This window comes from Sphingobacterium sp. Mn56C, assembly GCF_049319645.1.
Taxonomy (GTDB): domain Bacteria; phylum Bacteroidota; class Bacteroidia; order Sphingobacteriales; family Sphingobacteriaceae; genus Sphingobacterium.
Genome location: NZ_JBMOUC010000007.1, coordinates 97,504 through 112,096, shown reverse-complemented (window position 1 = coordinate 112,096; position 14,593 = coordinate 97,504). Strand labels below are relative to the sequence as shown.

Annotated in this window: 9 protein-coding genes; 1 reads left to right on the top strand and 8 read right to left on the bottom strand. The window is 43.4% G+C overall.

What is annotated here, in order from left to right:
- Position 1: 1 nt before the first annotated feature.
- The 8 genes from nuoL to gltB form a co-directional block, all read right to left on the bottom strand.
- A complete protein-coding gene (gene nuoL, locus ACL9RF_RS15410) occupies positions 2-2,008 on the bottom strand; it encodes an NADH-quinone oxidoreductase subunit L (protein WP_422801529.1) in 2,007 nt (668 codons plus the stop codon).
- Positions 2,008-2,313 (bottom strand): NADH-quinone oxidoreductase subunit NuoK, encoded by a 306-nt coding sequence (gene nuoK / locus ACL9RF_RS15405; RefSeq protein WP_422801528.1) that lies wholly within the window; start codon positions 2,311-2,313, stop codon positions 2,008-2,010. The genes nuoL and nuoK overlap by 1 nt, the downstream gene beginning before the upstream one ends.
- Entirely contained in the window at positions 2,313-2,855 is a 543-nt protein-coding gene (locus tag ACL9RF_RS15400) for an NADH-quinone oxidoreductase subunit J (RefSeq protein ID WP_422801527.1), read from the bottom strand. Before ACL9RF_RS15400 ends, nuoK begins: the two co-directional genes overlap by 1 nt.
- A 1-nt stretch (position 2,856) precedes the next feature.
- A complete protein-coding gene (locus ACL9RF_RS15395; protein WP_422801611.1) occupies positions 2,857-3,417 on the bottom strand; it encodes a 4Fe-4S binding protein in 561 nt (186 codons plus the stop codon).
- Positions 3,418-3,421: 4 nt separating this feature from the next.
- Positions 3,422-4,495, bottom strand: a complete 1,074-nt coding sequence (locus ACL9RF_RS15390; RefSeq protein ID WP_422801526.1) for a complex I subunit 1/NuoH family protein — start codon at positions 4,493-4,495, stop codon at positions 3,422-3,424.
- 464 nt (positions 4,496-4,959) lie between these two features.
- On the bottom strand, positions 4,960-6,936 hold the full coding sequence (locus tag ACL9RF_RS15385; RefSeq protein WP_422801525.1) for an FUSC family membrane protein: 1,977 nt from the start codon (positions 6,934-6,936) through the stop codon (positions 4,960-4,962).
- Between the two features lie 229 nt (positions 6,937-7,165).
- Complete coding sequence (locus tag ACL9RF_RS15380) at positions 7,166-8,632, bottom strand: glutamate synthase subunit beta (protein ID WP_422801524.1); 1,467 nt, start codon at positions 8,630-8,632, stop codon at positions 7,166-7,168.
- 20 nt (positions 8,633-8,652) lie between these two features.
- A complete protein-coding gene (gene gltB, locus ACL9RF_RS15375) occupies positions 8,653-13,152 on the bottom strand; it encodes a glutamate synthase large subunit (protein ID WP_422801523.1) in 4,500 nt (1,499 codons plus the stop codon).
- A gap of 452 nt (positions 13,153-13,604) precedes the next feature.
- Between gltB and ACL9RF_RS15370 the strand changes: the two genes are divergently transcribed.
- Positions 13,605-14,585 (top strand): deoxyhypusine synthase family protein, encoded by a 981-nt coding sequence (locus tag ACL9RF_RS15370; protein WP_422801522.1) that lies wholly within the window; start codon positions 13,605-13,607, stop codon positions 14,583-14,585.
- The last annotated feature ends 8 nt before the right edge of the window (positions 14,586-14,593 follow it).

Here is a 14,593-nt window from a genome sequence, read left to right as displayed (position 1 = left end):
ATCAACGTAAAATCAAATAAATTATTCCAAGTAAAACAACGGTAAAGGCAAAGCCCAAGTAATTCTGTAGGCGTCCGTTTTGCACCCACCGTAAAATATGTCCAATCGTATAGGCCGTATTTGCGACCATATTCACGATTCCATCCACAACAACGCTATCGAACCAAGTCGCGCTATTCGCCAAGGTACGTGTTAGCACGGTAAAAAATTTCACTAAACCGTCTACAATATTTCTATCAAACCAGTAAGTCCAGTTACTAAGTTTTAAAGTGCCATTCACAAAAATAGCCCCGATCCATAAGTTTAGGTTCAGTTGGTTTGTCGCCAAGGTTATCCATTTGCTTGCAGCATGCAGCGGATATTGATCTTTTACATACCAACGGTACCCCAATACCCAACTGAGTAGTGCCGTAGAGGTAAGCAATACGGGGATAATAATATGCAGGCTGTGCAACTCCTGAAAAATATAATGCACGGAGAAGCCTTCTAAAATAGCCGCGTCATGGTAGGAAATAGGGTTACTGGAGAACACAAAAAATAAACAGCATAATCCGAGGAAATACATCGGATATAACATCAATTTTGGGGCCTCATGCATAGTATCAGGCTTATAATTTTGCAGTCTGAAATTTCCGAAGAATGCTTTGAAAATTAGACGACCAATATAAAATGCCGTTAACATACTCACTAGCACCAAAACAATAGGGACAATAATATACACAGTACCCTGATGTGCCGCCCATTCAAATGCCGCAATAACAATTGCATCCTTGGATAGAAACCCAGAGGTCAGCGGAAAACCCGCCAATGCCAGTGAGGCAACCACCATCAGCAGGAAAGTTTTCGGCATATACCGCCGTAATCCCCCCATATTGCGTAAATCCTGCGGGTCAAAATCCGCATTATGCTGCGCTTTAAGATGCGCCATTTCGTGAATTACAGCACCAGCACCTAAGAATAAGAGACATTTGAAGAAAGCATGTGTAGCCAAATGGAACATCGCTGCATCCCAGGCACCGATGCCTACAGCAACCATCATATACCCCAATTGAGATACCGTAGAGAAAGCCAAAATCTTTTTTATATCATACTGCCCCAAAGCAAAGTATGCAGCCGATATCGCCGTAATCGTGCCAACGATTGCTATCACAAGCAACACTGTGCCGTTAAAGAGTGGAAATATAGACCCCAATAAAAACACCCCGGCAGCAACCATCGTGGCAGCATGTATTAACGAAGATACCGCGGTAGGGCCTTCCATTGCATCAGGAAGCCATATATGCAGCGGAAACTGTGCCGATTTTGCCATTGCCCCGACAAAGAAACAGATACCAGCAAAAGTCATCAAGCCCGTATCCTTATCGTGCAGCTCGAGGATAAGCCCCTCCTTGCCAAAAAGCTCCTGCAGATCCAGGGATCCAAAACATGCAAATAAGGTAGAAATACCCAGAAGAAAACCTAAGTCGCCGATTCTATTGATTATAAAAGCCTTTTTGTTAGCCTGTACAGCCGAATCTTTGGTAAACCAAAAACCGATTAATAAATAAGAGGCAAAGCCTACCAGCTCCCAGAAGATATACATCATCAACAGATTTTTAGAGATGGTAAGCCCTAACATAGCAAAGCAAAAAAGACTTAAATACATCCAATAACGATGTATACCCGGGTCGCCTTTCATATAAGCACGCGAGTAAATATGCACAGGTACAGCAATAACACAGACAATAAGCTGCATTAATACACTAAGGTTATTTAATAAGATGCCCAGTGTAAACGTTTTATCGCCAACGGTAAACCACGAAAAAGTCTGCACAAGGGGCACATTTCGCCATACCTCGAGAAATACAAACACCACCGAGATCAGGGTACTAAGCACGATGGCAAGCAAGGCAAATATGCCAGAGGTAGAACGCTTGCCCCATATAGCCTGTAGCAGAAAAGCCAGAAAGGGGAGTAGTACAACCACCATGCTGGCCGTAAGCGGAGATATGTTAACTAAATCCTTCATCAATCGTGTAAATCTGTAATACCATCCGGATCTATAGTTTTATAATATCGGTATACATTCAATATAATCGCTAAAGCCACGGCAACCGAAGCTGCAGCCAAGACAATGGCAAACAAAGCGAACACCTGCCCGCCGTAGTTTATTTTGTCATATTTGGAAAAGGCTACCAAGTTAAGTATGGCCGCATTAATTATAAGTTCAATCCCGACCAAAATCATAATAGCATTGCGCTTGGAGAGAACAGCATATAAGCCAATAGAAAAGATGAGGGCACTAACGACCAAGAAGTGCGTAAGGGTAATCATTATTGTTGTTCCTCCTTTCTAGAAAGATGAGCTGCACCAATCAGCGCCATCAATAAAAATATAGATATCACTTCAAACGGAAGGATATATTGTGTCATAAACTTAATACCCAATTGGTTGATGTTATTGTCGCTAGGTTGAATAACCTGACCCTGACGGATATTATCATTAATCCAGTCGGCAGTAATCGGTTGCCATTCGTTTATACCATACACAAGCACCACACAGAAAGCCAGAGACAGCAGCAACGCTTGCCAGTTGGGGAGTGCTAAAAACTTCCCCGACATATTTTGCAAATCCTCCAACAGGGTTTTATTGGACAACATAAAAGCAAAGAGCATTAATATTAAAACGCCACCCACATAAACCATAATCTGCGTAATAGCAACAAAATCGGCGAGTGCAAAAATAAAAAGCCCAGCCATGGCAAAAAGCGTAACGAAAAATAAAAATAACGCCCGGGCAGTATTCTTTAAACCTACAACCAAGAGCGCAGATCCTACGGCTAAAGCTGCAAAAGCATAAAATACAATCGCTTCCATATTATTTTTTCTTTGCCGCCTCCTTGTCAGCTTGAAACCGTGTCCATTCCGCTTTACGTTGCGCAATTTCGGCATCCGTCATTTCGGCAAAGTCGTAAATCAAATCCGTTAATTTGGTGCTGCTGCGGTCGTATTGGTTCGTCATGGTAATACATTCCGTTGGGCACACCACCGTACACAGTCCGCAGTACATACATTTTGCCATGTCAATATCAAACTGTGCAGCATACAAACGTTTTACCGATCCGTCGGAAGTTTTCCCTATCGCTTCCGGCGACTTAATCGATTCAATCGTAATGCAATCTACAGGGCAAGCCTTAGCACAGAGATCACATACAATACAATCGTCGATATCCACCTGAAGCTGGTAACGCGCCAACTCAGGGATAGGCATTTTCTGTTTCGGAAACTGCACCGTAGTAACCCCATCCTGCTGATCAAAATAGTTCGCATCGCGGATATCTACTATATTTCTGGATTTACGGGCACCAAAAAGATGCCTCACTGTAAGCAGTAAGCCTTTGACCGCAGTGGTAAATCCCTGTATCGTTGTTTTAAGAATCACGTTATACCATTACTAAAATACGCCATAGCCCAGATATTGCCATCAATAAAAAGGCTGCAGGAATCATTATTTTCCAACAAAGGTTCATCAACTGGTCCGCACGGAATCTTGGTAAAGTCCAGCGGATCCACATCTGAATACCCACGATGGTTAACGATTTGGCTAAAGTCCAGAAAATACCCCAATATAACCCTGTTGTCCAATCGGCAAGTCGTAGTGGTCCAATATTAGGAAGAATGGTATTCCAACCACCCAGAAATATGGTTACCCCCAAAATTGCGACTAAAAACATCATAGCATATTCGGCGAGAAAAATAAAGGCAAAATGTATTCCACCATACTCCGTATGGAAACCACCGATAAGCTCACTTTCCGCCTCCGGAATATCAAAAGGAGCCCGGTTACATTCCGCCAAAGAGGCGATAAAAAAGATAATATAAACAATAAGAAGGTGCGGCGCCTGGAAAATATTCCAGGCCAGGAGTCCACCAATATCCGTAACTTCAAAAATCCCGAGGAAAAAAACAGGCTCTTTGGCCCATATCCCCTGGTTAAAGGCAATATCATTGAGGTTTAGCGTCTGTGTAATCATCACTGCCGCGATGAGCGACAAGCCTACCGGGATTTCATACGATACCATTTGCGCAATAGCACGTATCGCCCCCAACAAAGAATACTTATTGTTGGAGCCCCAACCGGCCATTAAAATACCTAAGGCATCAATAGACACCACCGCCATCATAAAGAATAAACCCGTATGCGTATTTGCCGGAAGAAAATCCGGCCCCCAAGGTATCACAGAGAAACCAATAAATACCGCCGTAAAGATAACAATAGGCGCTAAGGCAAATAAAATACGGTCTGCAGCTTTGGGGGTAATAAGTTCTTTTTGTAGTAATTTTAATATATCGGCAAATGTTTGCAGCAGGCCATATTTCCCGGTCTCCATAGGGCCCAATCGGTCTTGTACAAAACCAGCAATTTTACGCTCCGCATAAACTGCAAAAAGTGTGAATAGCGCGATAAAGCCAAATATGGCTACAGGTACAAGTATATGAATGAATAGTTCAGCCAACTTCTACTTTAGATTAATTCTTAATAGGTGCAAACATACGGAAAACGTTATAAAGGTTGTACAAAAATAATAATATACCGGAATAGTAGGCTATTTTGAATATAGATAATTCGAGAATATCAAAATCTTATTGTTTTATCCGTAGATAGCATGCTTCAATAAAGGTATTAGCAGGCTGAAAATAGGAAATATACCTTATCCAATTGCAAACCCGGAAAAAGAATTGCAAGCTATAATAAGAGCAATTGTCTGCTTTACAATACACTGACTTGGTTATATACTGAGTACCGCCTAAAAGAGGGCTTGTGGCATACTAAAAAACATGCGATGCGTATTGCATGCATACTAAAGCAGAATAGACCGTTGACTCCTATACCCGGCAAGTCCAAAGTATAAGATAAAAGGCACTTTTGCTAAAAGATATTAGCGAATAAATTTACAGAAAAATGATTTTTAAAAAACGCTTACGATAAGAGCAACTTTTTTTGCGATATATAGTTTAAATCCGCAATTAACGCTTGTATACGCAGCAGTCTTTGGTTGCTGGTATAATCCTGCTCCACAGGCGACGTTTTACTTAAGCTAACCGATAGTCCGACCAATAGCGCATGGATACGGTATGCTAGCGTTTGAAACTCACTGATTTGCCGCCAATCTTTCTTACGGTTCTGAGGTTCGTTTTGCACCTGACTGATGGTGTCGTAAAATTTTGCTAAGGAGTTTTGTGCATTCTTACGTGCCAGCCTCAATTCCAGGGCATCAATTTTTTCGCCTTGGAGTTTAGCATTTACCTTATTAAAATACTGCTCATAGTGGCTTATCAATACCTCCGTTAAGCTACCAACAGTTTTATGTTGGTTTACCGGAACAATAAAACAACCCAGTAAAGCTAATACAGAACCCAAAAGCGTAAACGCAATTCTACTACCTAAAAGATCCCATAGGTTACCTTCGTAAATATTAAGACATAGCATAATGCATAGCGTAATAAAAACGACACTGATTAAGTAGCTCGGTTTATTAAATAAGAAAAAACCATACAACGACAGCGCCGCAATAACCAGTAACAAAGGCGTGTTTTTAATACATACATAGGTAATTACAATGCTTAGGATTAAGCCAATTAGCGATCCTACAATACGTTCGTAATTACGTTTTTGTGTAATGGCATAACTCGGCCTTGCCACTAAGATAATAGTAAGTATCGTCCAAGACGAGAATTTATATTCCGGGGCAAGCACACCAATTAAACCACCAAGCGCTAATAATAAGGCCATACGTAAACTATACCGGAATATAGGCGATTTAAAATTCAGTTGCTTCCTTATGGTGTTGAAGGTATGCTGTGCGGGAATAAAATGCTTATACGCATTGCTATCAATCCAAGTATGGTCTGCAACAACATGTACACCCTTTACGCCATCAATAATTTCTAAGATATGATTAACATGGTCTACAACAGATTGCAGAATCTGTGCAACATCCTCCGCTTGCTGTTTTTGGATAAATATCAGCTGTTGCAGTACAGAATTTACGGTAGTGCGTTGCAGCGTATCTATACCAACCCTATGCTCCTGGTCATCGGCAAGGGTTGCCACCTCCTGCGCCAAGCAGTGCAGGATAGCACGAATTAAAGGCAACGACTGCGTGTCGGCCAGTTTTTCGCGTATGGTATCATAATCATTATCAACAGCAGTCAAGAGCTCGTAAAGGTCTATTAAGCGGTACACCTTATTTAACCAGACGGTTTTCTCCGCACTTTCGGAAGCTATTAATTCGGTTTCACGCAGCAGTAGCGAGCGAACAGATTCCAGCTGATCACTGATGCGGATATGTACCAAGGTTAATGCCTTATACGCCTGATCTAACGGGGTATTATCATCATAACACTTTATTTTAAGCTCCAACAGTCCGGACATGGTTAAAAAACCATCATTTAAGGCATATTTTAAGGAGCGATAAGGCGTCAACTGGCTTTGGATAAGGCTAACGATAAAAAACCAGATTGTTCCTAGCGTAAGTGCTAACGTAAACTCCAGGATATGTTGCGGTTTAAGGCCAATTGTAAAACTTACAACAATCATAGTAAGGTTTCCTACCGCACCAACACGAGGCCCTAATGCAAGGAGCATGGAGCAGGCGAAGCCCGCAAAAGCCAGGATTAACAGGATAAGTGGGCTATGATATTGTATGCTGATGGCAGTTACGAGTGCCGCAACAAAGAATAGTGGAATACAATAAGCTGCAGTTTGGCGTTTGTCTAGCCTGTTGCCAGGCAGATCCGTTAACGAAGAAAGGATCGTGCCTACCGCAAAGGCTATCGCAAAATTTAAATTGATGACATAAAATAATAGAACTGCAGGTAGGATAATCGCAATAATATTGCGTAACGCATCTCGGCTAAATTCCTTCCCGAAAAATTGTGTTAAAGTATTGTACACAAGTAAAGTTCTAAATCTTTTATATATGGAAACCCAATCTGGGTACAAAAGTAAGAAAATAACTGTTTAGTAGAATATATTATTAGGTTTTATATGTATTGTAGAATTAAATTTTGACATACATCTGTTTTATGTAGTCTATATTTTGTTGTTGCAGGTTTTTTATAACAACCCCAGCAGCCCCATTCAGGGCTGCCAGGTTGTAAAAATATAAATTGATGATTAGTAATTAAGCGTAAGCGTAAATAGCATCCTTACTTTCCAGATCAGAGGTTCCCATAAGAAACTCATCCACCTTGCGCGCGCATTCGCGCCCCTCGGATATCGCCCATACCACTAACGACTGTCCGCGACGCATATCGCCGGCGGTAAAGATATTGTTTACCGATGTTTTATAGGATCCTTCAGCGGCTTTAACATTTCCTCTTTCATCCAAGTCTACAGCCAGCTGCTGCAAAAGATTCTGGTGCTGCGGGTGTAAGAAGCCCATCGCGAGCGTAACGAGCTCACATGGGATTTCGCGTTCCGATCCTTCCACCTCCTTAAAGCTGGTCGGCCGACCAAGGTTATCGGTCTCCCATTCCAGGTCTACGACCAATGCCGCCCTAAGGTTGCCATTTTCATCGCCTAAAAACTCCTTGGTGCTAATGCTCCAATGGCGGGTACATCCCTCCTCGTGGGAGGTCGTCGTTTTTAGCAGCATAGGGTAAGTAGGCCACGGCATGGCTGCAGTACGCGTTTGCGGCGGTTGTGGCATAAGCTCAAATTGCGTCACCGAGCGGGCACCATGCCTGTTGGAAGTACCGACACAGTCGGAGCCCGTATCACCGCCCCCGATTACCAGCACATTTTTGCCGGCAGCATGTATTTCGTCGACCTCAATGGCTACATTGCCGACACGTTTATTCTGTTGTTTTAAAAACTCCATAGCGTAATGTACCCCCTTCAGGTCGCGTCCCGGAATATTAAGGTTTCGCGGTATGGTAGACCCACCTGAAAGCACAATAGCGTCGTATTGATGCAGCTCAGTGGCCGGAACGTTAACACCAACTTCGGCGTTGGTGCGAAATTCAATGCCCGATTCTTTCATAACCTCAACCCGGCGGTCGATAACGGATTTATCCAATTTAAAATCTGGAATGCCGTAGCGTAGCAATCCACCCACCTTATCGTCGCGTTCATACACCACCACATCGTGCCCCGCTTTATTAAGTTGTGCTGCAGTGGCTAAGCCTGCAGGGCCAGAGCCCACCACGGCCACTTTTTTTCCGGTTTTAAGGTAGCTTTTATTCGGTTTTACATAGCCCTTTTTATACGCTATCTCGATGATATGTTTTTCAATTTCCTCGATAGCGACCGGGCTTTTATTGATACCTAACACACAGGCCGACTCGCATGGTGCAGGACAAATTCTACCGGTAAACTCCGGAAAGTTATTTGTTGATGTTAAAATATGGTATGCGTCTTCCCATTTACCATCGTATACCGCATCATTAAATTCAGGTATTACATTCCCCAGTGGGCATCCCGAATGACAAAAGGGTATACCGCAGTTCATGCAGCGTGCAGCCTGGTTGTTTAGCTGTGTGTCGCTAAAAGGCTGTACAAATTCCTGATAATTCTGTTTCCTGTTTTCTACAGAATCTTTCTGAGGAAGTGATCTGTCAAATTCTAAGAATCCTGTTGCTTTTCCCATGATATTATTTCCTCCAATAATTAGGCTAAGGCCAATTTTTTTGTTAACACATTTTTGTACTCCCGCGGAAATACTTTGATAAAACGACTTTTTTCTGCTGCCCAGTTCTTTAAAATAAAGTCTGCACGTTCGCTGTTGGTCAGCAAGATATGGCGTTTCAATAAGCCGATAATTGCAGTTTCATCCTCAGCTTCCAGCGGATCAAGGTCTACCATTTCATGGTTACAGTTTTCGCGGAACGTACCTTTAATGTCGTAAATCCACGCAATACCACCACTCATTCCGGCAGCAAAGTTGCGTCCTGTTTCGCCAAGAATTAGCGCTCGTCCGCCGGTCATATACTCACAACCGTGGTCGCCCACACCTTCTACAACAGCGGTAGCGCCCGAGTTGCGGACAGCAAAACGTTCGCCTGCCATACCATTGATAAAGAGGTGCCCCGATGTTGCACCATACAGTGCCACATTACCGATAATAATATTATCCTGCGGTACCAAAGGGCTATATTTCACCGGGTAAATAGCCAGCTGAGCGCCAGAAAGACCTTTTCCAACATAGTCATTCGCTTCACCCTCAAGCTCAAACGATATACCCTTGGTATTAAAGGCACCAAAAGATTGCCCTGCAGAGCCTTCGAATTTAAAGTTAATCGTATTGTCGGGCAGCCCCTCTGCGCCATAAATCTTGGATATCTCGTTCGACAATAAGGTGCCGATAGTTCGGTCGGTATTTTTTACTTTAAATGTTCCAAATACCGGTGTTTTACTATCCAAGGCAGCCTTCGCTTGTTTCAGCAAGCCCCAATCCAGAATCATGCTCATGCCATGGTCTTGCTCTTCGGTATTGTGTAAACTTTGACCTACATCATTTCTTGGGACATACAGAATATCTGTAAAATCAATTTTCTCAGCTTTCCAATGGTTTATATGCTCCCTTTTCTTCAGAAACTGTGCCTTACCTACCATCTCATTGATGCTACGGAACCCAAGTTGTGCCATAATTTCACGCATCTCTTCGGCAAGGAATTTAAATAAGTTGACAACATCATCAGGCTTGCCAGAGAAAAGCTTACGCAGCTCCGGGTCCTGCGTTGCCACGCCAACCGGGCAGGTATTTAAATGACATTTACGCATCATAATACATCCGCCAGCGACCAAAGCAGCCGTTGCTACCCCCCATTCTTCTGCACCCAATAGCGTAGCAATAACCAAGTCGCGCCCCGTTTTCATCTGTCCGTCGGCCTGTAATACCACCCGGCTACGGAGTTTATTTTTCACTAAAGTTTGGTGAGCCTCCGCTAAGCCCAGTTCCCAAGGTAAGCCCGCATGTTTTATAGAGCTAATCGGTGATGCTCCGGTTCCACCATCATAACCAGCAATCAGAATAACGTCAGCATGAGCTTTGGCAACGCCGGCAGCTATTGTTCCTACGCCCGCTTTAGATACCAGTTTAACATTGATACGAGCATGGCGGTTAGCGTTTTTAAGATCAAATATAAGCTGTGCTAAATCCTCAATAGAATAAATATCGTGGTGTGGCGGTGGCGATATTAACCCCACCCCAGGTGTCGCATGGCGCACCTTAGCAATCCACGAGTCAACCTTGTCTCCAGGAAGCTGTCCACCTTCACCCGGTTTTGCCCCCTGTGCCATTTTAATCTGTAGCTCGTCAGCTTGCGTAAGGTAATTCGACGTAACCCCAAAGCGAGCCGATGCTACCTGTTTAATTGCCGACCGCATGGAGTCGCCATTCGGTAACTTCTGATAGCGTAGCTCATCTTCGCCGCCCTCACCCGTGTTGGATTTTCCACCAATACGATTCATGGCGATGGCCAAAGTGCTATGCGCTTCATGCGATATCGAGCCAAATGACATCGCTCCAGTAGCAAAACGTTTCAAGATATCTTTTGCCGGCTCCACCTCCTCAATAGGGATTGCCGTACGGTGCTTCGCAAAGTCCAACAATCCACGAAGCGTAAACATATGCTCCTGTTGGTTGTTGATATGTGCGGCATATTTCTTATAGGTAGAATAATCCCCTGTGCGGCAAGCCTGCTGCAGTAAGTGCACGGTTTGTGGGTTCCATAAATGCCCCTCGCCCCGTCTTTTCCATTGGTAGATACCGCCCTCAGGTAAAAGTTCAGTTTGATTCCGGCCCTGGTCGAAACCGCGGTGATGTTTGGCAAGCGCCTCTTTGGCAATATCATCAAGTGTCAGTCCGCCGATGCGTGATACGGCACCACAGAAATATCTATCCACCACAGACTTGTCGATGCCCAATACTTCAAAAATCTGTGCCCCGTGGTACGACTGTAAAGTCGAGATTCCCATTTTAGAGAAGATCTTTAACAAACCATTGCACACCGCTTTAACATAGTTTTTCTTCAACTGATCCCAAGACAATTGCGTATCCAGCTGCCCCTGTTCGCGTAAAGTTCGGATACTGGCCAAGGCCATATACGGGTTTATTGCCGTAGCACCGAATGCCAGTAAGCAAGCAAAGTGATGAACCTCCCAGGCATCGCCCGCTTCCACAACAAGACCTACAGCGCCGCGGTTTCCGGTTTTTATCAAGTGGTGATGGACCGCAGAGACCGCTAAAATAGAAGGTATAGCAGCGTGCTGCGAGTCAATCGCGCGATCCGAGAGAATAATAACCTCAAAGCCATCCCTTACCGCATCATCGGCATAGCGGCATAAACGCTCTAAGCCGGCCTCCAACGCACCCGCAGTACCGTCGGCACGGAAATAACTCTGCAATGTTTTTGCTTGAAATACCCCCGTATCAATGGAGCGCAACTTTTCAAGTTCGCTGGATGTTAATATAGGGTGCTCTAAGGTAACACAGTGGCAGAACTTTTTATCTTCGATAAGAATATTGCCTGCATTTCCGATAAAAGTTGCCAGGCTCATCACCAGACGCTCCCGTATAGGGTCTATCGGCGGGTTTGTTACCTGAGCAAAAAACTGTTTAAAATAACTCGACAAATGCTGCGGTTGATCGGAGAGCACCGCTAGCGGCACATCCGTACCCATCGAGCCTATCGGTTCATAACCCGTAAGCGCCATTGGCGTTAATATCGTTTCAATATCCTCTCGGGAGTAACCAAAAGATTGCTGATATTTAAATACAGACTCTTTAGAAAGGTAAGTAAAAGTAACCCGAGGGTCAGCTAATTCTTCAAGTTTAATTTTATAGTTGTTTAACCATTCGCCATATGGCTGCTGGTTTACCAGCTGGCCTTTCACCTCCTCATCCGTACGGATAATACCTTCTTCCATATCGACAACGAAGATTTTTCCCGGTTGCTGACGCCCTTTTTTGATAATGATAGACTCGTCGATCGGTAATGCTCCAGCCTCCGAGGCTACAATAACACGGTTGTCGGAAGTTACGGCGAAACGTAACGGGCGAAGTCCGTTGCGGTCTAAAGTTGCGCCAATCATTTTACCATCGGTAAAACATAAAGCCGCAGGCCCATCCCAAGGCTCCATTAAGGTGGCATGGTATTCATAGAAAGCCCGTTTTAAGGGATCCATCTGTGTATTGCCGTCCCAAGCTTCAGGTACCAGCATCAGCATCACGTGCGGCAAGCTACGACCGGAATGTAAAAGAAGCTCCACCACATTATCTAAGCAGGCCGAATCGGATTGGCCGCGGTCTACGACAGGTAGAAGAATTTCCATCTCTTCGGCTGTAAAGTAGGGTGAGGATAAAGAACGTACACCCGCATAAAACCAGTTTAAATTTCCTGTTAAGGTATTTATTTCGCCATTATGTGCGATTAAGCGGAAAGGCTGTGCCAGCGACCAGGATGGAAACGTATTGGTCGAAAAACGGGAGTGAACCAATCCAAATGCCGATACTACCCTAGTATCGCGTAAATCTTTAAAATATGTGCCTACTTGATAGGTGGTTAACTGGCCTTTATAAATAATGGTTTTGCAAGAAAGAGAAGCGATATATAGGGGGAGCGGGTAACTTTGATGGTTTTTGATTTTTTGGATAATAAGTCTTCTTAAGACATATAATTTCCGTTCAAAATCTTCTGTGTTGTTAACCCCATCCGGTCTAGAAACGAAGAACTGCACGATTTCCGGTTCTGCGCTTAAGGCGGTTGGCCCGATACCTTCTTTATTGACCGGTACAAGGCGGAAGCCCAGAAAATCCATTTGACGTTCTGCGGCTGCCTCTTGGATTACCTGTCGGCAGAGGGCATTTACGTCTTTCTCTTTGGGTAGGAATACCATCCCGACGCCATAATATCCCGGTTCCTGTAATTGGATACCTAAGTTAATACACTCTTCCCAAAGGAATTCATGAGGCAACTGGATCAAGATGCCGGCACCATCTCCACTTTCAGGGTCACTGCCACAGGCGCCGCGATGTTCCATATTTTCCAACATGGTTAAAGCATCCTTCACCTGCGCGTGCGACTTTTGCCCTTTTATATGTGCTACAAATCCAACGCCGCATGCGTCATGTTCAAATTCCGGGTTGTAAAGTCCTTCTTGCTGCATTGTGTTATGAATATTTTACTATAGAATAAATGAGATTGCTAATATATAAATAAAATCATTAATTGTTTATGAATATTATAATTTTTATGTTATTTATTTAGATTCTTTCTAATAAACGAATGTCTTTTTAAGGGTATTTGTATTTCTTTCGTTGATTTGTTGATAAACTGAAATTTCATTCGTTATTTTGGTTAAAAGAAGAAACAACGTATGTTGTGCTCAAACAGCATATGCAAGAATATTTTTTTTATTACTAAATAAAACCGCTATGCATTCGATGAGTTGGGGAATCGGTAAGGCCGAGATTATTATACTCTTTATTTTACTGCTTATCCTTTTTGTATTTTATCAGATTTTTTCGCGTCTACTGAAGCGGAAGTAATTCGGTTTCGAGGCTGTGCCTTTGGGATATATTCCATACCTTTGCGGTACTTGTTAAAACATAAAAAAAGATGAGTACACAAAAAGGTCCAATTAGTCAATTTATTGAACACAATTACCGTCACTTTAATGCTGCAGCATTAGTAGATGCGGCAAAAGGTTATGAAGCACACCTATTAGAAGGCGGGAAAATGTTAATCTCGTTAGGTGGTGCAATGTCAACGGCAGAATTAGGTTTATCTCTTGCCGAGATGATCCGTCAAGATAAAGTACATATTATTTCTTGTACAGGAGCCAACTTGGAAGAGGATGTTATGAACTTGGTAGCACACTCGCACTACAAGCGTGTGCCTAACTACCGTGATTTAACCCCTGAACAAGAGCGTGAATTGTTGGATCAGCATTTCAACCGCGTTACAGACACCTGTATCCCTGAAGAGGAGGCTTTCCGTCGTTTACAGCAACATTTAGAAGATGTATGGCATGCTGCCGAAGCGAAAGGTGAGCGTTACTTACCCCATGAATTCCTATACCAAGTTGTAAACTCTGGGGTGTTGGAACAATACTACGAGATCGATCCTAAAAACTCCTGGATTGTTGCAGCAGCAGAGAAAAACCTACCTATTGTATGTCCAGGATGGGAAGATTCTACAACAGGAAATATCTTCGCTTCAAACGTTATCAAAGGAAAACTAAAAGCTTCTACGGTAAAATCAGGTATTGAATATATGATCTACCTAACCGAATGGTACCGTGCAAACTCTGGCGGTAAAGGTGTAGGATTCTTCCAGATTGCTGGCGGTATCTCAGGAGATTTTCCAATCTGTGTTGTACCTATGATGTATCAGGATTTGGAGTGGGAAGATGTTCCTTTCTGGGCATATTTCTGTCAGATTTCTGATTCTACAACCTCTTACGGGTCGTACTCAGGTGCCGTACCTAATGAGAAAATTACTTGGGGTAAATTAGACGTAGACACGCCTAAGTTTATGATCGAGTCGGATGCTACCATTGTAGCACCTTTGGTTTTTGCATGGATATTAGGTCAATAATCTAATTC

What these genes read in the sequence shown, in the direction of transcription:
- ACL9RF_RS15400 (WP_422801527.1), bottom strand. Translation starts at nt 2,855, where the DNA reads ATGGAAGCGATTGTATTTTATGCTTTTGCAGCTTTAGCCGTAGGATCT.
- ACL9RF_RS15370 (WP_422801522.1), top strand. Translation starts at nt 13,605, where the DNA reads ATGAGTACACAAAAAGGTCCAATTAGTCAATTTATTGAACACAATTAC.
- nuoL (WP_422801529.1), bottom strand. Translation starts at nt 2,008, where the DNA reads ATGAAGGATTTAGTTAACATATCTCCGCTTACGGCCAGCATGGTGGTT.
- ACL9RF_RS15380 (WP_422801524.1), bottom strand. Translation starts at nt 8,632, where the DNA reads ATGGGAAAAGCAACAGGATTCTTAGAATTTGACAGATCACTTCCTCAG.
- gltB (WP_422801523.1), bottom strand. Translation starts at nt 13,152, where the DNA reads ATGCAGCAAGAAGGACTTTACAACCCGGAATTTGAACATGACGCATGC.
- nuoK (WP_422801528.1), bottom strand. Translation starts at nt 2,313, where the DNA reads ATGATTACCCTTACGCACTTCTTGGTCGTTAGTGCCCTCATCTTTTCT.